Source organism: Streptoalloteichus hindustanus, from assembly GCF_900129375.1.
GTDB classification, from domain to species: Bacteria; Actinomycetota; Actinomycetes; order Mycobacteriales; family Pseudonocardiaceae; genus Streptoalloteichus; species Streptoalloteichus hindustanus.
The window spans coordinates 623,991-644,701 of record NZ_FQVN01000005.1 but is presented as its reverse complement, the minus strand read 5'-3'; the positions used below and the strand labels follow the sequence as shown (position 1 = coordinate 644,701).

General features: G+C 72.8%; 22 protein-coding genes. 10 read left to right on the top strand and 12 right to left on the bottom strand.

What is annotated here, in order from left to right:
• Positions 1 to 180 precede the first annotated feature (180 nt).
• Positions 181 to 867, bottom strand: a complete 687-nt coding sequence (locus BUE43_RS18760; RefSeq protein ID WP_073484869.1) for a winged helix-turn-helix transcriptional regulator — start codon at positions 865 to 867, stop codon at positions 181 to 183.
• Positions 868 to 981: 114 nt separating this feature from the next.
• On the opposite strand from BUE43_RS18760, the gene BUE43_RS18755 reads away from it, so the two are divergent.
• Entirely contained in the window at positions 982 to 1,701 is a 720-nt protein-coding gene (locus tag BUE43_RS18755) for an alpha/beta fold hydrolase (protein ID WP_073484867.1), read from the top strand.
• Between the two features lie 71 nt (positions 1,702 to 1,772).
• Positions 1,773 to 2,390, top strand: coding sequence for a DinB family protein (locus BUE43_RS18750; protein ID WP_073484865.1), 618 nt, complete (start codon positions 1,773 to 1,775; stop codon positions 2,388 to 2,390).
• 66 nt (positions 2,391 to 2,456) lie between these two features.
• Here the strand turns inward: BUE43_RS18750 and BUE43_RS18745 are convergent, their stop codons facing one another.
• The 7 genes from BUE43_RS18745 to BUE43_RS34270 form a co-directional block, all read right to left on the bottom strand.
• Positions 2,457 to 2,720, bottom strand: coding sequence for a hypothetical protein (locus BUE43_RS18745; RefSeq protein ID WP_073484863.1), 264 nt, complete (start codon positions 2,718 to 2,720; stop codon positions 2,457 to 2,459).
• Between the two features lie 10 nt (positions 2,721 to 2,730).
• The gene (locus BUE43_RS18740) at positions 2,731 to 3,210 is read right to left on the bottom strand and encodes a hypothetical protein (RefSeq protein ID WP_143174239.1); all 480 of its coding nucleotides are present in this window, start codon (positions 3,208 to 3,210) and stop codon (positions 2,731 to 2,733) included.
• Positions 3,210 to 4,487 carry a DUF6973 domain-containing protein gene (locus tag BUE43_RS35215; protein WP_234995790.1) on the bottom strand — a complete coding sequence of 426 codons (1,278 nt, stop codon included), beginning with the start codon at positions 4,485 to 4,487 and terminating at the stop codon, positions 3,210 to 3,212. The genes BUE43_RS18740 and BUE43_RS35215 overlap by 1 nt, the downstream gene beginning before the upstream one ends.
• Positions 4,484 to 4,786 carry a hypothetical protein gene (locus BUE43_RS18730; protein ID WP_073484858.1) on the bottom strand — a complete coding sequence of 101 codons (303 nt, stop codon included), beginning with the start codon at positions 4,784 to 4,786 and terminating at the stop codon, positions 4,484 to 4,486. The genes BUE43_RS35215 and BUE43_RS18730 overlap by 4 nt, the downstream gene beginning before the upstream one ends.
• 254 nt (positions 4,787 to 5,040) lie before the next feature.
• Positions 5,041 to 6,393, bottom strand: a complete 1,353-nt coding sequence (locus BUE43_RS32820) for a universal stress protein (RefSeq protein WP_083959805.1) — start codon at positions 6,391 to 6,393, stop codon at positions 5,041 to 5,043.
• Positions 6,394 to 6,526: 133 nt separating this feature from the next.
• On the bottom strand, positions 6,527 to 7,774 hold the full coding sequence (locus BUE43_RS18710) for a cytochrome P450 (protein WP_073484856.1): 1,248 nt from the start codon (positions 7,772 to 7,774) through the stop codon (positions 6,527 to 6,529).
• A gap of 408 nt (positions 7,775 to 8,182) precedes the next feature.
• Positions 8,183 to 8,326, bottom strand: a complete 144-nt coding sequence (locus tag BUE43_RS34270; RefSeq protein ID WP_159447753.1) for a hypothetical protein — start codon at positions 8,324 to 8,326, stop codon at positions 8,183 to 8,185.
• Here BUE43_RS34270 and BUE43_RS18705 point away from each other — a divergent pair.
• The 4 genes from BUE43_RS18705 (at position 8,325) to BUE43_RS18690 (ending at position 12,485) form a co-directional block, all read left to right on the top strand.
• Entirely contained in the window at positions 8,325 to 9,335 is a 1,011-nt protein-coding gene (locus tag BUE43_RS18705) for an ATP-binding cassette domain-containing protein (protein WP_083959804.1), read from the top strand. The two genes, BUE43_RS34270 and BUE43_RS18705, sit on opposite strands and share 2 nt — an antisense overlap.
• The gene (locus BUE43_RS18700; protein ID WP_073484854.1) at positions 9,332 to 10,129 is read left to right on the top strand and encodes an ABC transporter permease; all 798 of its coding nucleotides are present in this window, start codon (positions 9,332 to 9,334) and stop codon (positions 10,127 to 10,129) included. Before BUE43_RS18705 ends, BUE43_RS18700 begins: the two co-directional genes overlap by 4 nt.
• A 117-nt stretch (positions 10,130 to 10,246) precedes the next feature.
• Complete coding sequence (locus tag BUE43_RS18695; protein WP_073485032.1) at positions 10,247 to 11,404, top strand: cytochrome P450; 1,158 nt, start codon at positions 10,247 to 10,249, stop codon at positions 11,402 to 11,404.
• 4 nt (positions 11,405 to 11,408) lie between these two features.
• Positions 11,409 to 12,485, top strand: a complete 1,077-nt coding sequence (locus BUE43_RS18690; RefSeq protein ID WP_073484852.1) for a serine hydrolase domain-containing protein — start codon at positions 11,409 to 11,411, stop codon at positions 12,483 to 12,485.
• Positions 12,486 to 12,553: 68 nt separating this feature from the next.
• Here the strand turns inward: BUE43_RS18690 and BUE43_RS18685 are convergent, their stop codons facing one another.
• Positions 12,554 to 12,853 carry a DUF1330 domain-containing protein gene (locus BUE43_RS18685; RefSeq protein WP_073484850.1) on the bottom strand — a complete coding sequence of 100 codons (300 nt, stop codon included), beginning with the start codon at positions 12,851 to 12,853 and terminating at the stop codon, positions 12,554 to 12,556.
• A gap of 167 nt (positions 12,854 to 13,020) precedes the next feature.
• Here BUE43_RS18685 and BUE43_RS18680 point away from each other — a divergent pair, with 167 nt between their 5' ends.
• Entirely contained in the window at positions 13,021 to 13,713 is a 693-nt protein-coding gene (locus BUE43_RS18680; RefSeq protein ID WP_073484848.1) for a TetR/AcrR family transcriptional regulator, read from the top strand.
• Between the two features lie 52 nt (positions 13,714 to 13,765).
• Here BUE43_RS18680 and BUE43_RS18675 read toward each other — a convergent pair whose 3' ends face one another.
• Entirely contained in the window at positions 13,766 to 14,725 is a 960-nt protein-coding gene (locus BUE43_RS18675) for an MBL fold metallo-hydrolase (RefSeq protein ID WP_234995789.1), read from the bottom strand.
• 141 nt (positions 14,726 to 14,866) lie between these two features.
• Between BUE43_RS18675 and BUE43_RS18670 the strand changes: the two genes are divergently transcribed.
• Complete coding sequence (locus BUE43_RS18670; protein ID WP_073485030.1) at positions 14,867 to 15,550, top strand: rhomboid-like protein; 684 nt, start codon at positions 14,867 to 14,869, stop codon at positions 15,548 to 15,550.
• 46 nt (positions 15,551 to 15,596) lie between these two features.
• Here the strand turns inward: BUE43_RS18670 and BUE43_RS18665 are convergent, their stop codons facing one another.
• On the bottom strand, positions 15,597 to 16,391 hold the full coding sequence (locus tag BUE43_RS18665) for an SCO1664 family protein (protein ID WP_073484844.1): 795 nt from the start codon (positions 16,389 to 16,391) through the stop codon (positions 15,597 to 15,599).
• A 10-nt stretch (positions 16,392 to 16,401) separates the two neighbouring features.
• On the bottom strand, positions 16,402 to 16,980 hold the full coding sequence (locus tag BUE43_RS18660; protein WP_073484842.1) for a DUF3090 domain-containing protein: 579 nt from the start codon (positions 16,978 to 16,980) through the stop codon (positions 16,402 to 16,404).
• A gap of 166 nt (positions 16,981 to 17,146) precedes the next feature.
• Between BUE43_RS18660 and BUE43_RS18655 the strand changes: the two genes are divergently transcribed.
• Together BUE43_RS18655 and BUE43_RS18650 are read left to right on the top strand one after the other, a co-directional pair.
• Positions 17,147 to 18,103 (top strand): bifunctional helix-turn-helix transcriptional regulator/GNAT family N-acetyltransferase, encoded by a 957-nt coding sequence (locus tag BUE43_RS18655; protein ID WP_073484839.1) that lies wholly within the window; start codon positions 17,147 to 17,149, stop codon positions 18,101 to 18,103.
• Positions 18,104 to 18,205: 102 nt separating this feature from the next.
• Positions 18,206 to 20,182: a prolyl oligopeptidase family serine peptidase gene (locus tag BUE43_RS18650; RefSeq protein ID WP_073485028.1), complete on the top strand. Its 1,977-nt coding sequence runs from the start codon at positions 18,206 to 18,208 to the stop codon at positions 20,180 to 20,182.
• Positions 20,183 to 20,711 lie beyond the last annotated feature (529 nt).

Below are 20,711 nucleotides of genomic sequence, written 5' to 3'. Positions count from 1 at the left end.
GACCTCCCACCCATCGTCGTCCTGGAAACACCCCGAGCACTGTCCTTCATGGACACCAAACCCGAAGTGGACTACTACGCCACAGCCATCCGAGGCCTCCGCGCCGTGGCACTGAACACCAACGACTCCACCGACTACATCACCGCACTCCTGTAGCGGCCGTGCCGCCGGGAAGGGTTCCTACTCGTCTGCGGTGGCCGGGTGGCGGGTGGCTCGCGTCGGCCTGCGGAACAGCTTGGCCAGGAGGCGCAGCAGTTTCCGGTCTCCGGAGACCGTAGCGCTGCCGTCCTTGAGCGCGGCCGCGTAGTCAATCTGCCCCTCGGCCACCGCGAGGAACACCTCGGTGGTGGTCTCGATGACCACGTCAGGACGCTGGGCGGGGCCGTGGGCCGCTTCCAGGGCGCCGTCGTCGATCCGCACGTGGAACACCTCGTCGTCGACCCGGTACTCGTAGATCGCGCGCACGCCGGCGGCAGCGGTGGGGTCGAAGTAGGTCTCCATGGCCAGCACCGCCCAGCCCGGGCGGAACACCTCGGTGTCCCGGCGGTCGCCCATGGTCCACTTGAGACCCCACCGCGCCAGCGCCAGCACCACGGGGCCGAGCTCCTCGCCCGCCTCGGTCAGCGCGTAGGCGGGAGTGCGCGCCGGGGGCGGCAGCGTGATCCTGTGCGCCAAACCCTGCCGTTCCAGGTGTTTCATCCGGACGGCGAGCAGACCGGTGCCGATGCCACGCAGGCTCCGCTGGAGGTCGCCGAACCGCTTGGGGCCGGTCAGCAGCTCGCGGACGAGGAGCAGCGTCCACCGCTCCCCCACCAGGTCCAGAGTCCGCGCGACGGCGCAGTACTGGCTGTACGTTCGCTGGTCCACTTCCCCATCGTAGGGTGACCGCTTCCGGTTTCCGAACTTCCGCCATCACCTTCTTGTGCTTCCTGTTTTTGAAGCTTAGTGTCCTTGATCAGGAAGCTGTGGGAAGGAGTCAGGATGGCGACGTACGTGCTCGTGCACGGGGCCTGGCAGGGCGGCTGGTCGTGGCGGCGAGTGGCGGACCGGCTGCGGGCAGCGGGACACGACGTGTTCACGCCCACGCTGAGCGGCATCGGCGAACGCGCCCACCAGGCGACGCCGAAGATCGGGCTGCGCGCCCACGTGACCGATCTCGTGGCGATGTTGCGGTACGAGGACCTCCGGGACGTGGTCCTGGTCGGGCACAGCTACGGCGGCTTCGTCGTGCGGGAAGCCGCCGACCAGGCGCCGGAGCGGATCGCCCGGATCGTCATGGTCGACGCCTGGGCGGGCCGCGACGGGGAGTCGTTGGACGATCGAGCGACCCGGTTCTTCCGCGACTGGCTGGACTCCGTGACGGTGGACGGCATGGTCCCACCGCCACCCCTGGAGTCGCTCGGCGTGTCCGAACCGACGGACCAGGCCTTCCTCCGGCCACGCCTGACTCCGCAGCCCCGGTTGACCTTCGCCGAGCCGACCCGCCTCACCGGCACGGTCGACCTGATCCCCACCAGCGCGGTGGTATGCGTCCCCGGCGGCGGAATCCCGTTCGGCCAGTGGGCCGAGGAGTTCGGCTGGCCGACCCTGGAAATCGAGACCGGCCACAACGCGATGGTGACAGCACCCGACGCACTGACGGAAGCACTGCAGAAGCCACCCGCGAGCGCGGTGGGGCTCGGCAAAAACGAGAAGCCATGAGATCGCGGCCGTGACACGCTGGCGGGCCACTGCCTTTCCGCAGGGTCCGCCAGCCACCGCAGGAGCCTCCGATGACACCACGTCGCCTGATCCCCCTGCTGCGGCAGTTCGACTTCGCGCGCCAGCGCCTCACCGACCGCATGACGGGTCCGACCGTGGACAGCGGCAACGGGTCCCCGGTCGAGGTCAGCCCCATGACCGACGAGGAGCACCTCTGGGAGCCGGTGCCCGGCTGCTGGTCGGTCCGACGGCGCTCCCAGGGGCCAGGGCCACGTGCGTCCCTTCTGGTCGGCACGGGCGACTGGGGGCGCGATGGCGCGCCCATGCCGCACCCCTCGCCGCCACCCTTCACCACGATCGCCTGGCGGTTGAGCCACCTCACCGAACTGCTGGCCCTGCGCGCGGATCACACGGCTGGCAACCACACGATGACCCAGGACGACCACCGCGCCAGCGGTGTCGCCGCCGAAGCGATCAGGGCTTTCGACGCCAGTGCGGCGCAGTGGCGGAAGGCACTGCTCACCGCCGATGACAACGCACTCGACACGTTCGGCTACAGCACCTACCCCTACGGCAGCGATCCGGACGTGCCGTTCATCGAGATCGTCTGGTGGACCAACCAGGAACTGCTGCACCACGGAGCCGAGATCGCCCTCATGCGCGACCTGTACCGAGCCGGACACCAATGACCAGACACACCAACAGCTCCCCGGATGTGCTTGCGCCAGCACGCCACCGACCCGTTCACCTCCGGCTCACGAGGTGGGTAGGGAGTTGACTGCGTTGTGACGTACAGCATCGAGGTGTACCACTACAGCCACGCCGGCCATCCCGAGAAACCGGTGATCGCGCGGACACCGGTGGAACCGGACCGGATCCTCGACGAGATCCTGGCCGCCGACCAACCGCACCCGCCCGTGATGTACGTCCGGGAGCGACCGAAGTTCGGCCCCGACCACCAGCCGGACCACCAACTCAAGATCGACGCCGTTCTGCCGCTCGATCTCGTGACTGTCCACATCGGACTGTTCAGGACGTGGCGGGGGCTTGCCGGGGGCTGGAGCGCGGCGCGGACGAGGAGGGTGGGGAGTTCGGGTCGACGACTCCGATGCCGACGTTGTTCGGGTCCTGGGCGGTGACGAGCTGGGCGGACGTGGAGTAGCGGCCGTTGTTCAGGGCGTGGAAACCCGTGCTCACCACGCGCACCACGGCCCCGCCCCTCATCAGCAGGAGGAGATCCGCGTCCTCCAGGAACACCTCGTCCATGTCGACGGGGACACCGACTGTCCGCTCCACGAGCCTCCGGGACATGGGACCGCTCAGGATGTGCACGGCGTCCCAGTCACCGGGAACCACGTCCTTCAACGGCCGTGTCCTCCCGGTTCCGCGCAGCGACCGCAGCTCGTTCGCGATCCGCTCGTCCGACTCGACCGGCACAGATGGGTGTGCGACGCACCCCGATCCCAGTAGGGCCACGAGTCCGGCCACGACCATCCACCGAGTGCGCATCAGTAGTTCCCCGCTGTTCCGTGGCTTTCGGCATCGCTGCCCGGGTTGTAGCCACCACCGCTGTGGTAGCCGGGATCACCCGGGGTCCGACCGGTGGGTTGGGTGTCCTCGGCGTGTCCGGTCTGGCCGGGGTCGAGCTGGTCGCTGTAGGCGAGGCGCCCGTTCCGGTCGATGACCACCATCTCCCCGTCGCGGACGGCCTTCTCCACGAGGGCGGCGAGTTCGTCCGGGTCCGCGTCGGGGTGTTGGGTGGCGATGCGTCGCCCCACCTCGTTGTTGTGGAGGTCCATCGCCTCGGAACTTCCCGTGTTCTCCGGGTTCCGCTCGTGCGCTGTGCAGTAGTGCTCCGTCCACTCCGGACCGAACCGGTGGGTGAGCAGGGCGTTCCAGTAGGCGTGCCGGAAGGCGTCGGCGTGGCCGTCGGTGATCCCGTGCCCGGAGAAGGTGTTCTCCGCCCGGTTGAGCGCGACCTTCTGGGCGTCGTAGGCGTCCTTCACGCCGAACGGTCCGATCTGGTCGAGCAGTCGGGCCTCCCCCACCGTCACTCTCGCCTGGCGGATGCCGAGCTTCTGGCAGAGCCAGCCGGTGGCGCCGTTCGGGTAGATGGTCATGCCCTCGGGGTCGACCGAGACCTGGTACCGCCGGTGGATCTCGTCGAGGGGAAGGCGGCGGTCTGCCCTGGCCGCCGCCACAGTGGGCGCGGCGCCGGTTCCCGGCCCGGCGACGAGTTGTCGGAAGCGGTCGGCGGCGGCCTCGTGCTCGGCGCGAATCCGGGTTAACAGCAGCGAGCCGGCGTGGAGCGCGTCGGCGACCTGGACGGCCAGGTCGCCCAGCCGGTCCTGGCCGGCCTCCGCCGTCCGGTGGTCGAGGTCGACCAGGCGCTGGCGGAGGTCCTCGTGGTCCCGCCGGTCCTGGCGCACCTGGTCGGCCAGCGCGCCGATCACTTCGCCGGCGGTGGCGAAGACCTGCGCCTCGTCGGCGACCTGGCGCGCGTCGTCGGTGATCTGCTCGCCCGCGACGGCGGCCGCGGGGCCGCGCCACGCCGCGGACAGCTCCGCGTTGACCGCTGTGTCCTGTCCCACGGCGCGCAGTCCTTCGGCGGCGTGGCGGAAGGCCACCGCCAGGTCGTCCAGGCCGTCGGGGTCGCCGGTCGGCTCACCGAGGAGGCGCATGCCCTCCTGGGCGGCGGCGCGACAGGTCTCCGGAGTCAGGGTGGCCACCAGCTCGTTCAACTGCCGCGCCCTGCTGGCCAGGGCCGCGCTGTCCGCCTCGCTCACACCGGCCCCGCTCCGAACGCGCGCGCCGTGGCGCTCTCGGCGTGGTCGTAGGCGGCCGCACTGTCCACTGTGGACGTCGCCAGTCGGCCGAGGCGGCTGACCCGCTGGCCGAGCGCGTCGAACAGGCGCTGCTGGAGTTCGGTGAAGGCCGCGCCACAGTCGCTGGTGCCGAACGCGGCGCCGCCGTTGACCGTCGCGCTGTCCCAGGTTCCCCGGACCGACCGCAGGTCCTCGGTCGTGAGGAGGAGCCGGTCGCTCATCGCGCGCAGGTCGTCCCGTCCCACCTCGAAGCCGTCCATGACGCCTCCCCGCCCGCCGGAAGGATGCGATGATCGTCACAGATTTCCGGGTTGGCACCAGCGCGGCGGGTGCGAAGTTCAGTCGAACGGCCCGCACCGGATCGGGTGCACCCGGTGTCGGCCGGTGGGGTCGCGCGAGGCCCCGTCATTCAGTGAGTCACGGCTGGTGAGCCCCCCAGTGAGTCACCTGGTGACGGCGCCCTGGCGACCCGCACCGACCATCGTGAACGCGGCCGGGAAAACCCGGACGGCGCTTACGAATGCGTCCGCACGACGGCGACCGGGCAGGTGGCGGAACGCAGGAGCTGCCTGCTCACCGAGCCGAGGATCACCGCGCCCACGCGACGCCGGCCGTGCGTGCCGACGACCAGCAGCGCGGCGCCCTGGGAGCGGTGCAGCAGCTCGGTCGGAGCCTCACCGTTGACCGACAGGGCGTGCACGGTCACGTCCGGGTACCGGCCGGCCAGCCCGGAGAGCGCGCCGGTGAGGACCAGCTCGTGGTCCTGCGGCTCCGGAAGGCCCTCGCTCAGCGCCGGCGGGCCGGGCCAGCAGTGCACGGCGTGCAGTTCCACGCCGCGCCAGGACGCCTCGGCGAAGGCGAACTCCGCGGCGGCCCGCGAGGTCTCGGCGTCGTCCACGCCCAGGACGACCGGTCCGGCCGTCGACGACCGCTGCTCGTCGACCGGGACGGCGACCACCGGGCACTTCGCGGAGACGCTCATGTCGCCGGCGGTCGAGCCCAGCACCGCCTCGGCCAGCGCTCCGTGCCGGTGGGCGCCGACGACGAGCATCGCGGCCCGGGCCGACTCCGCGCGGAGGACGGCCTCGGGTCGCCCGTCGGCGAGGCTGGCGGTCACGGCGAGTTCCGGGTGCGTCGTCCGGACCTGGGCCACCGCCTCGTCGAGCGAGGTCCGCGCGGCCTCGCGCAGCGCCGCGTCGTCCAGCGGCAGGACCTGGCCGCCGAGCGTGAAGGGCATCTCGTAGGGCTGCGGGGCGATGACGTGGACGAGCCGGAGCGGCAGGCCCCGCCGGGTCGCCTCCTCGGCGGCCCACGCCACGACCCGCGCGTCCTCCCCCTCGACTCCGGCGATGCCGACCAGCACGGCGGGCATACGGCGCTCCTCTCCCCGCTGCTGCCCGTTGCTCCGGACGGCGGCGGACGTCCTGGCGGGCACGGGCACGTCGACGTGGTTCCGCTCGTTCGGCCGCAGGTACCGGCGGAGCAGGTCGCGGCGGGCGACCACGCCGGTGAGCCGGTCGGCGGAGTCCAGCACGAACAGGCTCCGGACGTTGGCCTCGACGAGGCGGCGCGCCGCCACCGCGACCGGGTCGTCCTGCCGGACGCAGGCGACGCTGACGGTCATCACGTCGGCCGCCGTCAGCCGCCGGGTTCGGGGGTCGGTCGCGTCGGAGCTGGTCCGCTGCTCGGCCTCGGCCACCAGGTCCGCCTCGGACACGACGCCCAGCACGTGGCCGCGATCGTCGGTCACCGGCACCTCGCCGAGCTCCCTGTCCACCACCAGGGCGGCGATCTCCTCGAACGACGCCTCGGGGCGGACGGCCACGACGTCTCGGGACATCACCGACGACACTGCGGGTACTGCCATCGTTGCCTCCGTGGTTCGGTTTTTCCTCGTCCAGCCGGCGAGTACCCACTGCCGTGATCATGAACTCTCTGGTTCGGCGATCGTGGTCCGCTGATCGGGACCGGGCCGACCCGAGGACCACCGGCGGAACCGCTCACCGGCGGCGGGGCACCAGGACGAAGCCGCTCGCCGGACGGGCCGGGACGCGGCTCAGGGAGATGCCGAGGTCCTGGCCCGGCACCTCGTGGTCCAGCGCGGCGAGCCGGGGAACCAGCGCCGACAGCACGGCGACGGTGAACGGCTCCCCCGGACAGCGGTGGCCGGTGCGCGGGTCGCCGCCGCCCTGGGGCACCAGCTCGAACGCGCCGATCTTCCGGCCGAGGAAGCGATCGGGTCGGAAGGCGTAGGGCTCCTCCCAGAGCCGGCCGTCGTGGTTCTGCCCGTACAGGTCGAGCAACACCAGCGCACCGCGCGGAATCCGGTCGCCGCGCCAGGTCAGGTCGCTGACCGCGCGTCCCCCGACGAACGGCGCGAACGGGTAGAAGCGACGCAGCTCGTGGACGAAGGACTCGGTGAACTCGGCGTCGCCGTCGCGGAGCCGCTGGCGGTGCTCGGGCCAGCGGTGCAGCGCGTGCGCGGCGAAGGCGACGAACCAGCAGACCGCGACGGTCGGGCGGATCACGTTGAGCAGCTCCACCGCGGCCAGCTTCGGGGCCAGCTCGGAGGCCGTCACGTCGCCGTCGGCGTCGCGGTGCCGGGCCACGGCGTCGAGCGCGGAGCCCGCCGGCGCCTCGACCTCGCCCCGGCGCACCCGGTCCACGAGGGAGGCCAGCCACCGCTCCCGCCGACCACGGGCCCGCCGGGCGCGCCAGTGCCGGGGGCCGAGCGTGGCGAAGCCGTCCACCATCGCCACCAGGTCCCGCGCCACCTCGGGCACGTCCTGGTCGTCGACGGGCACTCCCGCCCAGCGGCACACCCCCCGGGTGATCACCCGGCTGGCCTCGTCGAGGACGACGACGGGCTGCCCGGGCTCCCACCCGGCCACCGCGTGGTCCCACGCCTCGCCGACCTGTTTGGCCAGCGCCGCGACGTTCTCGGGCGTCACGAGGTCGAGGAACAGGTGCTTGCGGCGGCGGTGCGCCTCGCCGTCGAGGGTGTGCACGGCGCCCTTGCCGAACAGCGTGCCCCGGACGAGCTCGGGCAGGGCGGTGTGCCGCCGCACGTGCTCCTCGTCGTAGAAGAACCGTGCCGCGTCCGGGCCGCACAGGCCCACCGCGCGCTGTCCCAGCACCCTGGTGTGCACCATGTCGGTGCCATGGCGGCGCCGCAGTCCCGGGAGCCAGCCGTAGCCCTCCCGAAGGACCGACAGGGTGTTGTCGAGCACGCCTCGTGGAAGTCGCATGCTCCCGCTGTGCCCGGCAGGGCGCGACGCAAAACCCGTGTTCGGGGGCGGGCCGCCCGAGTGAGGCCGCGATCACGGCGTGACGGGTCCGATGTGGAAGGACGGAGTCGACGCGCTCAGGACCCAGCGCGCGGTGATGCCAGTCGGCATCAGTGCGACACCAACACGACACCCCGGCGGAGCTCGCGCCGGGGCGGGCACGCCTGCGCACTCCTGCCAGGACCAGCGAGAATGGCGTTCTGACATCAGCCCGCGCCACCCGTGCTTGTCGTGGTGTCATTCGTGTGCCATAGTGGTGCCATGACGTGATCAGGAAGGCGGCGGCCCCATCCCGCCCGCGGAAGCCCCGAGAAGGGCGACGGCGGACCGGGGCGAAGCCGCGGCCCCACCCCCGCAGCCCCGACCAGCTCACGGGCAGCGGCCGTCAACAGCGCTCAGCAGCACCCAGCCGCACTTCACCAGAACACCCACCACGACGACGCACGTCCGTCGCCGGCGATGCCGCACGCCCAGCTCGGCGCGGTCGGCGAACCCTCCCGAAAGGAAACCCATGTCCACCAAGCCGTCCGCCCCGGCGATCACGGCGACCGGGCTGCGCAGGTCGTACGGCGACCACGTCGTGCTCGCCGGGATCGACCTCCACGTCCCGCGGGGAACGGTCTTCTCGCTGCTCGGCGCGAACGGCGCCGGCAAGACCACCACGGTCAAGATCCTCTCCACGCTGCTGCGCCCGGACGGCGGGACCGCGCGGATCTGCGGACACGACCTGGCGACCGAGCCCGACGCCGTGCGCGCCGCGATCGGCGTCACCGGGCAGTTCTCCGCGGTGGACAACCTGCTCACCGCTGACGAGAACCTGCGGCTGATGGCCGACCTGCACCACCTCGGCCGGGCCGAGGGTCGGCGGCGCGCCGAGCGGCTCCTGGAGCAGTTCGACCTGGTCGAGGCGCGTCGGAAGCCGGCGGCGACCTACTCCGGCGGCATGCGCCGGCGGCTCGACCTGGCGATGACCCTGGTCGGCGACCCCCAGGTGATCTTCCTCGACGAGCCGACCACCGGGCTGGACCCGCGCAGCCGGCGCGACATGTGGCAGATCGTCCGCGGCCTGGTCGCCAGCGGGGTCACGATCTTCCTGACCACGCAGTACCTGGAGGAGGCCGACCAGCTCGCCGACCGGATCGCGGTCCTGAACCGGGGCCGGCTGGTCGCCGAGGGCAGCCCGGAGGAGCTCAAGCGGCGCATCCCCGGCGGCCACGTCCGCCTGCGGTTCGCCGACGCCCGGCACCTCGACGTCGCCGCGCGCGTGGTCGGCCCGGTCGTCCGCGACGACGACGCGCTCACCCTCCAGGTGCCCAACGACGGCAGCGTCGGCTCGCTCAAGGCGTTGCTGGACCGGCTCGACCACGCCTCGGTCGTGGTCGAGGAGCTGTCGGTGCACACCCCCGACCTCGACGACGTCTTCCTCGCCCTCACCGGAAACCCCGACGGTCCGACCCACTCCGGCGACGCCGCCGACTTCCCCAACCCCGCCAACGACAAGGTCAAGGTCACCACGCGATGAGCACGCCCTCCTACGCCCTGCGCGACTCGGCGACGATGCTGCGGCGCAACCTCCGCCGCATGCTGCGGTACCCGTCGATGACGCTGATGCTCGTCGGGATGCCGATCGTCTTCCTGCTGCTGTTCGTCTACGTCTTCGGCGGCGCCCTCGGCGCCGGGATCGGCGGTGTCGGCGGCGGTGCCAGCGGGCGCGCCCAGTACGTCAACTACGTCACCCCGGCGATCCTGCTGATGACCGTCAGCGCGGCGGTCCAGGGGACGGCGGTGTCGGTCGCCATGGACATGACCGAGGGCATCATCGCCCGGTTCCGCACCATGGCCATCGCCCGGGTCTCGGTGCTGACCGGCCACGTCATCGGCACCCTCATCCAGACGGTGTTCAGCCTGGTGGTCGTCACCGGCGTCGCGCTGCTCATCGGTTTCCGGCCCAGCGCCGGACCGGCTGGCTGGCTCGCCGCGCTCGGCGTCCTGGCGGCGCTGACGTTCGCCCTCACCTGGCTGTGCGTCGCGCTCGGCCAGACCAGCAAGAGCGTGGAGACCGCGAGCAACGCGCCCATGCCCCTGGTGTTGCTGCCCTTCCTCGGCAGCGGCTTCGTCCCCACCGACTCCATGCCCACCGGCCTGCGCTGGTTCGCCGAGTACCAGCCCTTCACGCCGATCATCGAGAGCGTGCGCGCCCTGCTGTCGGGCGCACCACTGGGGAACAACCTGGCGCTCGCCCTCGGCTGGTGCGCCGTCATCGCCCTCGGCGGATACCTCTGGTCGAAGAAGCTGTTCAACCGCGAGTCGGCCTGACCGGCCGTTTTTCCCACCACACAGGAGAGAACGATGCAGAGCGAGCCCCTGACGCCGTCGGCGCCCTCGGCGCCCTCAGCGCCCTCGTCGGAGCAGCCCGAGGCCCCGGTGGAGCCGATGCCGACGACGCGCCCCGCCGGCTGCCCCTTCGACCCGCCGGAGGAGCTGGGCCGGCTGCGCGAGCGGCGCCCGCTGAGCCGGATGCGCTACCCCGACGGCCACCTGGGCTGGCTGGTCACCAGCCACACCCTCGCCAGGGCGGTGCTGGGCGACCGCCGCTTCAGCTCCCGCTACGAGCACATGCACCACCCGACGCTGGACGTCGGCCCGATCCCGCCGGGGCCGCTCGGCGACCTCACCGCCATGGACCAGCCCGAGCACACCCGCTACCGGAGCCTGCTCACCGGCAAGTTCACCGTCCGCCGGATGCGCCAGCTCACCGACCGCGTCGTCGAAATCACCCACGAACGCCTGGACGCCATGGAGCGGCAGGGGCCGCCGGTGGACCTGGTGCCGGCGTTCGCCCAGCCCATCCCGGCGTTGATGATCTGCGAACTGCTCGGCGTCCCCACCGCGGACCGCGAGTTCTTCCAACAGCGCGCCTCCCTGGCCGAGTCGCCGCAGGAGCAGATGGAGTCCTGGAACGCGTTGGAGCGCTACATCCGGGAGCTGGTGCCGGCCAAGCGCGCCAACCCCACCGACGACGTGCTCAGCGACCTGACCACCAGCGACCTGACCGACGAGGAGCTCGCCGGCATCGGCACGTTCCTGCTGGGCGCTGGCCTGGACACCACGGCCAACATGCTCGCCCTGGGCACCTTCGCCCTGCTGCGCAACCCGGAGCAGTTCGCCGCGCTGCGCGACGACCCCGACCTGGCCGAGTCGGCCGTCGAGGAACTGCTGCGCTACCTGACCATCGCCGACCCCGGTGTGCGGACGGCCATGGAGGACATCGAGCTGGACGGCCAGGTGATCAGGGCCGGCGAGACGGTCACCATCTCCATGCACGCCGGCAACCGCGACCCGGAGCGGTTCCCCGACCCGGACACCCTCGACCTGCGGCGCAGGGCGACCGGGCACCTCGCCTTCGGCCACGGCATCCACCAGTGCCTCGGTCAGCAGCTCGCCCGCGTGGAGATGACCGTCGCCTTCCCCGCGCTGGTCGCCCGGTTCCCGACCCTGCGCCTGGCCGTCCCGGCCGAGGAGATCCCCATGCGGGAGAACGCGAACATCTACGGCGTGCGCCGGCTTCCGGTCACGTGGGAGGTGGCCTGAGGCGATGAGCGACATCCACGAGGTGCTGGACCGGGCGGTGAACGAGGGCGGGGTGCCGGGCGTCGTCGCCGAGATCCACCACGGTGACGACCAGCGGTTCGCCACCGCCGGCGTCGCCGACACCGCCACCGGCTGGAAACGCCAGGCGGGGGAACACTTCCGCATCGGCAGCATCACCAAGACGTTCGTGTCCACCGTGATGTTGAGCCTGGCGGCCAAGTGGAAGATGCCCCTGGACCACAAGGTGGGGACGTGGCTGCCCAGGGTGATCCGGGGCAACGGCCACGACGGCCGCGCCATCACCGTGCGGCAGTTGCTCAACCAGACCAGCGGGATCGCCAACTACTCGCTGGACCCGGAGATGCTCCAGCGCTGCCACAGCCCGGCGTTCCTCGACCACCGCTTCGACAGCTACCGGCCGGAGCAGTTGGTGGAGACCGCGATGGCCCATCCGCCGGCCTTCGAGCCCGGCACGGACTGGGGGTACTCCAACACCAACTCCGTCCTCATCGGAATGATCATCGAGAAGGGGACCGGCAGGACGCTGGGCGAGGAGATCCAGCGGGTGATCACCGACCCGCTCGGCCTGACCGGCACCTACCTCCCGGAGGGCGACGACCCGACCCTGCGCGGGCCGCACGCCCGGCACTACACGAAGAACGCGATGAGCGGCGGCGACGCCCCGGTCTACGACGTGACGGAGCTGAACCCGTCCGGGGCCTGGGCGGCCGGTGGCATGGTCTCCACCACGGCGGACCTCAACCGGTTCTTCCGCGCCCTGCTGGCCGGCGAGATCCTCCCGCCCGAGCAGCAGGAGGAGATGTTCACGACCGTCCCGACCCGCGGCTGGCTCGACAACGCCGAGTACGGGCTGGGCATCTCCTCGGTCACCCTGTCGTCCGGCGCCACGGTCTGGGGCATGGGCGGCGCCGTCAACGGTTCCTGGAGCTGCGCCTACGGAACCCGCGACGGCGGGCACGTGGTCTCGATGAACGTCAACGGCGACTGGGCCGACGGCGACTGGACCAACCCGATCGGGATCTTCACCGACGTGCTCGAGGCGGAGTTCCGCCCGAGCTGAGGGGGAGCTCGGCGGCGGGCCCGCCAGGGGGAGGCAGGCCCGCCGCCGAGCACCGGCGCCAGGTCCGACTACTCGGACTTCCCCTCGACGAGGAGCAGACGCACGTCGATCGCGCCCTCACGGGCCGACTTCGCCCGGCCGTACTCCGTGGAGGCGTACCACTCCCTGGCCCGCTCCATGGTCGCGAACTCCAGGACCGTCATCACCCGCGACGAGGAGGGCCACGTGCCCTCGACGACCTCGGGAACGGTGCCCTGGATGAGGTAGCGACCGCCGTACTGGGCGATCGACGCCTCGGCGAGGTCGCGGTACTCCTGGAGACGCGTGGGGTCCAGGACCTCGGCGTCGACCACCACGTAAGCAGCCATGGGTTCTCCCTGGGATCGCGAGGCGTCTCGTCCACGCCGATGCGTTGAGGAAACGCCGTGTACTTTTGACACGCCGAAGACTAGTGCACCGGCATAGAGTGTCAAGCGTGTCAGCGAGAACTGGGCCGACGACCGGGACGACAGCCGGGCCAACGACCGGGCAACCGTTGAGCCGGAGGGAACGGCTCAGGGCGGAGACGACCCGGGAGATCACCACCATCGCCATGAGGCAGATGGCCGCCGAGGGGCCGGGAGCGATCTCGCTGCGCGGCATCGCGCGGGAGATGGGCATGACGGCCCGCGCGATCTACAGCTACTTCGCCACGCGGGACGACCTGGTCACCGCGCTGGTCGACGAGATCAGCGCCTCGCTCGCCGACGCGCTGGAGAAGGCCAGGGACGCGGTGCCCGCCACCGATCCCGCCGGCCGCCTGGTGGCCTGGGGCCTGGCCCTGCGGGAGTGGGCGCTGGCCAACCCCGAGGGCTTCCGGCTCATCTACGGCGACCCGGTTCCCGGCTACACGCCGCCCGACGACGGCCCGGCCGCCGAGGCGGCCCGCCGCATCTGCTGCGGCCTCAACCGCCTGGTGGCCGAGGTCCACGCCCCGAACACGCCGGTGGGCGGCCTCTTCGACTGGTCGGACTTCGCGCCCAGCTACCTGGCCAAGATCCAGGCCGACCCGCTGAGCCTCTCGCCCTCGGTGGTCGCCCTGGCGCTGCGGGTCTGGGGCCGGTTGCACGGGCTGGTGACCCTGGAGATCTACGGCCACCTGCGGGCGGTGTGCAACGACCCCGCCACGCTCTACCGCGCCGAGATCCTCGGTCTGGCCGGCTCCCCCGGCACTGTTCCGACCCCCTGAGACGCCGCGTCGGGGCGGCCAACGCCGCCCCGACGAGAGTCGTCGCGCGCCGTCAGCGCTTCCGGCCGTTCACCACCCGGGTCTCGCCGACGGCCAGGTCCCACAGGTCCTCGCGCTCCCTGCCGGCCTTCTCCCACGCCGCGCGGGCGCGCAGCACCGGGTCGAGCAGGGGCTCCCCGGACAGCACGAACGTGCCCCAGTGCATCGTCGCCATCCGACGCGCGCCCACGTCCTCGGCGGCCCGCACCGCCTCGTCCGGGTCCATGTGGACGGCCTTCATGAACCACCGGGGGTGGTAGGCGCCCACCGGCAGCATCGCGACGTCGATGCCGGGGTGGCGCTGGCCGATCTCGGCGAAGTACGGGCCGTAGCCGGAGTCGCCGGCGTGGAACAGGCGCGGCCCGCCGGGCGCGGTCACCACCCACCCGCCCCACAGGCTGCGGCAGGTGTCGAACAGCGTCCGCCGACTCCAGTGGTGGACGGGGACGAAGTCGAACCGCAGGCCCGCCACCTCCGCCGTCTCCCACCAGTCCAGCTCGACCACGGCGGTGAACCCGCGTTTGCGGAACCACTCCCCCAGCCCGGCCGGCACCAGGACCGGCGTGTCGCGCGGCAGCCGCCGCAGCGTCGGGGCGTCCATGTGGTCGTAGTGGTTGTGGCTGATCACGACCGCGTCCACCCTGGGCAGCGCCGACCACGCCAGGCCGGGCGGGGTGATCCGCCGGGGCACGCCGGGGATGCGCCCCGACCAGACCGGGTCGGTGAGCACGCAGGCCCCGCCCAGGCGCAGCGCGAACGTCGCGTGACCCACCCAGGTCACCGAGGCCGTGCCGGGCGACAGGGTCGGCAACGCGCCGTCGCGCCGCACCGGGATGTGGTCGGCCTCGGCCGTGGAGGCGCGGAAGGCGCCCTCCCGCAACGCCCGCAGGAGCTGCCGCGGCCCCGGCAGCGGCGCCGTGAGGCGGTCGGCGAAGCTCGTCGGCCAGCGGCGCGGGGTCGGCGTGGTCGTCATGGCCATCAGCCTGCCACCCGGCGGCCGGCGCGCCCCGCGCGGAGGTCGCCGTGAGGTCGCCGCCCGTGGAGCCCACTGCCCGTGGAGGTCACTGCCCGGGACCGCGGTGGAGGCGCTCCGTAGCATGGCGCGGTGTCGGTCGTGAGCAGCGCAGCCGCCGGCCTCGGCCGCGCCGTGCGCCGAGCACCGGGGACCAGCGTGTGGTTCGTCGCCCTGACCGCGACCACCGTGGTCCTGGCCAACCTGCCGGAGCGGGTGCAGGAACGGCTGCTGGTGCGCCGCAGCACCAACCTGCACCAGCTCGCGCACCACCCCATCCGGGTCCTGGTGACCAGCGCGTTCTGGATCTCGCCGTCGGTGGTGCTCGTCTGGCTGGGCCTGGCCCAGTTCCTCCTGCTGTTCCTGGTCTTCCTCGGCCCGGTCGAGCGGTGGCTGGGCACGCTGCGCTGGCTGGCGGTGGTGGTCACCGGGCACGCCGGCGGCACGCTGGCCAGCCAGGGCCTGCTGGCGTTGCGGATCAGCCTGGGCCAGGAGAGCCACGCCCTGGTGTTCGACGTCGACGTCGGCGCCAGCTACGGCGTCGCGGCCGCCGCCGGCGTGCTGGTGTGGCGGCTGGCGCGGCCGTGGTCGGCGCGCTACGCGCTGACCGTGACGGGACTGCTGGTCCTGGCGCTGCTGGTCAACCGGACCTACGACGACGTGGGCCACCTGGCGGCGTTCCTGCTCGGCGTCGCCTGCCGGCCGCTCGCCCACGACCGGCCGGTCTGGGACCCGGCCCTGGCGTGGCGACGCCGGGGCCGGGCGACCTCCTCAGACCAGTCGTAGTGGTGTCAGATCAGGCGCAGCGGCGGCGGGAACGACGGGAACGCGGTCAGAACGCCGGCCACGGGATGGCCGGCCACTCGTCCGAGGGCTCCGGGAAGACCCCCGCCGTGAGCAGCCGGTCCACCCGGTCCGCCACGGCCCGCACCTCCGCGCGGGTCAGGTGCTCGGCCAGCCGCTCGCCCAGCGCGCCGTCGACGTCCTCGCGCAGGCGGCGCAGCACCGCCACCGACTCCTCCGGCAGCGGCTCGCCGAGCCAGCCCCACAGGACGGTGCGCAGCTTGTCCTCCGCGTGCAGGCAGATGCCGTGGTCGACGCCGTAGACGGCGCCGTCCACCCCGTGTAGCACGTGCCCGCCCTTGCGGTCGGCGTTGTTGACCACCACGTCCAGCACGGCCAGCCGCCGCACCGCGGGGTGGTCGGAGTGCGTGAGCACCACCGGCTCCCCCGTCCGGTCGTGGGCCCGCAGCACCGCGCGCCACCCCTCCGGCACCTTCTGCGGCGCGACGAGGTCGACCAGCTCCTGGTCGGTGATGGTGTCCACCCACAGCTGCAGCATGCCGGGGCCGAACGGGCCGTCCCGCAGCACGGTCGGCGGCACCAGGTCCCAGCCGGTGGCGGCGGAGACCAGGTAGGTCGCCACCTCCCTGCCGGCCAGGGTGCCGTCCGGGAAGTCCCACAGCGGGCGCTCGCCCCTGACCGGCTTGTACACCGCCTCCGCGGTGACACCGTCGTGGCTGACCTCGCAGAACAGCGTGGCGTTCGACGCGTCGACCAGCCGGCCGCGCACCTCGATCCGCCCGTGCGTCAGCAGCGCGGTCGCCCCGGGATCCGCTGGGTGCACGTCGGGTCCTTCACTCGCCTTCGGCGGTGGACTCGACGCGCCGGTAGCCGTTCTGCCGGGGGCAGATGTGCCCGGCGGGGTCCAGCGGCTCGGCGCACAGCGGACACGGCCGACGGCCGGCGGCCACGACCCGCTCGGCCCGTTCGGCGAACGCGCGGGCCTGCCCCGGGGTGAGGAAGACCCGCACCGCGTCCGGCCCCTCCTCGGTGTCGTCGAGCACGACCGACTCGTCGACCTCCTCCTCGGTGATCGCGAGCAGCTCGATGACCACGGCCTCGCTCTCGGAGTCCCAGCCCAGGCCCATGGTGCCGACCCGGAACTCCTCCTCGACCGGGACCTCCAGCGGACCGGTGTCGACCAGGTCCTCGGGGGCGGTGGTCGGCACGTCGGCGTCGAAGCGCTGCCGCACCTCCTCCAGCAAGGCGGCGAGGCGCTCGGCGAGCACCGCGACCTGCTGCTTCTCCAACATGACGCTGACTGTCCGCGTGGTCTCGGTGACCTGCAGGTAGAAGACGCGATCACCGGGTTGCCCGACGGTGCCGGCGACGAACCGGTCGGGCTGGCGGAATACGTGAATGACACGGCCCATGACGCCTCCGACCCTAGGCCACCGCCCCCGGGGAAGCACCTCCGGACCGGCTGGGACGGCCGGTTCGTTTGTCCGCCCTGAGCGGACAAACCGTTGCCGGAGTCACATTCCCCCGCCTAATGTTGACTAGGTCAACTTTCGTCGCGTCAGGCCAGGAGACCCCCAGGTGGCTGTTCCCGACGACAGAGTCGCCGCCGTCCGGGCGTTCAACCGCTTCTACACCAACGTCATCGGGGTGCTGCGCGACCACCTGCTCGGCACCGCGTACTCGCTCACCGAGGCCCGCGTGCTCTACGAGCTCGCCCAGCGCGAGGCCACCGAGGTCGCGACGCTGCGCCGCGACCTGGACATCGACGCCGGCTACCTGAGCCGGGTGCTGGCCCGGTTCGAGGGCGGCGAACTCGTCGTCCGCCAGCGCTCCCGCCTCGACGGCCGCCGCCAGGTCATCCGGCTGACCGAACGCGGCCGGGCCGCCTACGCCGAGCTGGACAGCCGCTCGGTCCGGCAGATCCGCGGCCTGCTCGACCACCTCGACGACGCCCAGCAGCACCAGCTCACCGCCGCGATGGAGGTCATCCACTCCCTGCTGGACCCGAACTTCCCGCCCGCCGTCGCCCCCAAACTCGTCCTGCGCCCGCCCCGCCCCGGCGACCACGGCTGGGTGGTGCAGCGCCACGGCGCGGTCTACGCGCAGGAACACGGGTGGGACGTGTCGTTCGAGGCGGCCGTCGCGCGCCTGGTGGCCGAGTACGCGACGCGGCACGACGCGCGGCGGGAGGCGATGTGGATCGCCGAGTCGTACGGCCAGCCGGTGGGGTGCGTGTTCTGCATGGCGCAGGACGGCGACACCGCGCGGCTGCGGCTGTTGCTGGTCGAACCCACCGCGCGGGGGCGGGGCGTGGGCACCGCCCTGGTCGAGCAGTGCGTTCGCTTCGCCCGGGGCGCCGGCTACCGCCGGATCGTGGCCTGGGGTGAGGGCTCGCTCGACGCGGCGCACCGCCTCTACCGCGGGGCCGGGTTCGTGTTGACCGCCGAGGAGCCGCGCCACGCCTTCGGCCACGACCTGGTGCGCCAGCGGTGGGTGCGGGAGCTGACCGAGCCGCGATCCGCGCCGGTGGTGTGAAGGCCGGTGGTGTGAAGGCCGACATGGAGGCCGATGACATGAAGACGGCAGGAATCGGCCGAGTTCGGGTGCCGGCCGGCGCACGGCGATAGGGTGCCCGGCGTGTCGTCGATCGCACCGTACGGAGCGTGGCAGTCACCGATCACCGCCGAGGACGTCGCCGCCTCGTCGCGGACCCCGCAGTGGGTGGGGACGCACGGCGGTCAGGTCTGGTGGGCCGAGGCCCGACCAGCCGAGGGCGGTCGGATCGCCCTGCTGCGGGCCGCCCCCGGCGAGGCGCCGCACGAGGTGCTCTCCGCCCCGTGGAACGCGCGGAACCGGGTGCACGAGTACGGCGGGCGGCCGTGGGCGGTCGTGCCCACGCCGGCCGGCGACCGGCTCGTCTTCACGCACTGGGACGACCAGCGGGTGTACCTGGTCGACCCGGCCGACCCGGGCGCGCTCCCCCGGCCGATCAGCCCGGAGCCCGAACGCCTCCACGGCCACCGCTACGCCGAGCCGACGGCCTCGCCGGACGGCGCCGAGGTGTGGTGCGTGCGGGAGACGGTCACCGGGGACCTCCGCACCGACGTGCGCCGCGACCTCGTGGCGTTGCCGGTGGACGGCGGCGCGGCCGACGACCCCGCCGCGGTGCGGGTGCTGGCGGCCAGCCACCACTTCCTGTCCGGCCCCAAGCCCAGCCCGGACGGCCGGCACGTGGCCTGGTTCGGCTGGGACCACCCGGCGATGCCGTGGGACGGCACCGAGCTGTGCGTGGCCGAGCTGACCGACGGGGAGTTCGGGCCGCACCGCGTGGTGGCCGGCGGTCCGACCGAGGCGGTCTGCCAGTTCGAGTGGGACGACGCCGAGACGCTGTGCGCGCTGACCGACCCCGACGGCTGGTGGAACCTGTACCGGATCGGGCTCGACGGCGAGGTCCGCAACCTGCACCCCTGCGAGGAGGAGTTGGGCGGGCCGCTGTGGCAGATGGGCCCGCGGTGGTTCGCGCGGCTGGGCGGCGACCGGTACGCGGTGCTGCGGGCCGGGCGGCTCGCCGTGCTGGACGCCGGAGCCGGCCGACTGTCCGATGTGGACAGCACCGTGGCGGGCGCCGCTGGCGTGTGGGGCGCGACCCTGGCCGCCGACGGCGAGGTCCTGGCGGGCGTGGTGTCCGGCCCCCGCCAGCACCCGACGGTGGTGCGGCTGGACCTGGGCACGGGCGAGCTGGCGGCGCTGGGCGACCAGCCGGCGTCCTCCCCCGACCCCCGCTACCTGCCGGAGCCCCAGCCCCGGGTGTTCCCCGGCCCGAACGGCGAGGAGATCCCGGCCTACGTCTACCCGCCGACCAACCCGGACTACGAGGCCCCCGACGGGGAGCGCCCGCCCTACCTGGTCCACGTCCACGGTGGACCGACCGGCCGCGTGTTCGGCGTGCTGCAACTCGACATCGCCTACTTCACCAGCCGGGGAATCGGCGTGGTGGCGGTGAACTACGGCGGGTCGACCGGCTACGGGCGCGCGTTCCGGGAGCGACTGCGGGAGAACTGGGGCGTGGTCGACGTCGCCGACTGCGCCGCGGTGGCCGAGGCGCTGGCGGCCGAGGGCGCCGCCGACCCCGAGCGGCTGGCCGTCCGGGGCGGCAGCGCGGGCGGCTGGACGACGGCGGCCTCCCTGACGTCGGTGCGCACCTACCGCTGCGGCACCGCGATGTTCCCGATCCTCGACCTGACCGGCTGGTCGGAGGGCGAGACGCACGACTTCGAGAGCCGCTACCTGGACGGGCTGGTCGGCCCGCTGCCGGAGACCGCCGACCGCTACCGGAACCGGTCGCCGGTGAACCGGGTGGACCACCTGGCGGGGCCGATCCTGCTGTTGCAGGGGCTGGAGGACGAGATCTGCCCGCCGGAGCAGAGCCTGCGGCTCGTCGACGCGTTGGCGGGGCGCGGCATCCCGCACGCCTACCTGGCCTTCCCCGGTGAGCAGCACGGTTTCCGGCGGGCCGAGACGATCGTGACCGCGTTGCGGGCGGAGTTGTCCTTCTACGGCCAGGTCCTGGGCTTCGACCCGCCCGGGGTTCCCCGCCTCGAACTGCGGCACTGACCTCGGTGCCCGAGGGCGGCCCCGGCGCGCTGGCTGGAGCGCGCCGGGGCCGTCGGCGTCTGGTGACCAGTTCGGGATGGGGCCTCGCCGGCAGGTGATCGAGCGGGCGATGCTCAGCACGGGCCGGCCGACGTCGGCTCGTCGTTCGGTGCGGACGCGGATTCGTCGCGAGCCTGGTGATCCGGCGAGGTCGGCTCGGCCGGCCAGCGGGCTTCACCCGGGCCGGAGCCGCGGTCGGCGTGGAGCCGGCGAGCCGGGAGGCCGGTGGCGTCGGTGATCGGGCGGCGCTTCGGTGTCGGGTGTGCGTCGATCGACCGGGTTCGGCGCGTGTGCTCCTCTCTTCGGGCTCGGGTGGAGACCGCCAGCACGGCGGAAGGGGCCAGCGGACCCGCGGCGCACGGGTCGGCCAACAGCCGCTCGTGTGGTTGTCGCCAGAAGCCGACCTGGTGTCACTCGGTCAGCCGCCAGCGGTTGGCTCGCCGAGGCGACGACCGGCGTGGTGGACAGCCGGTTCCCGCCGATGCCGGTG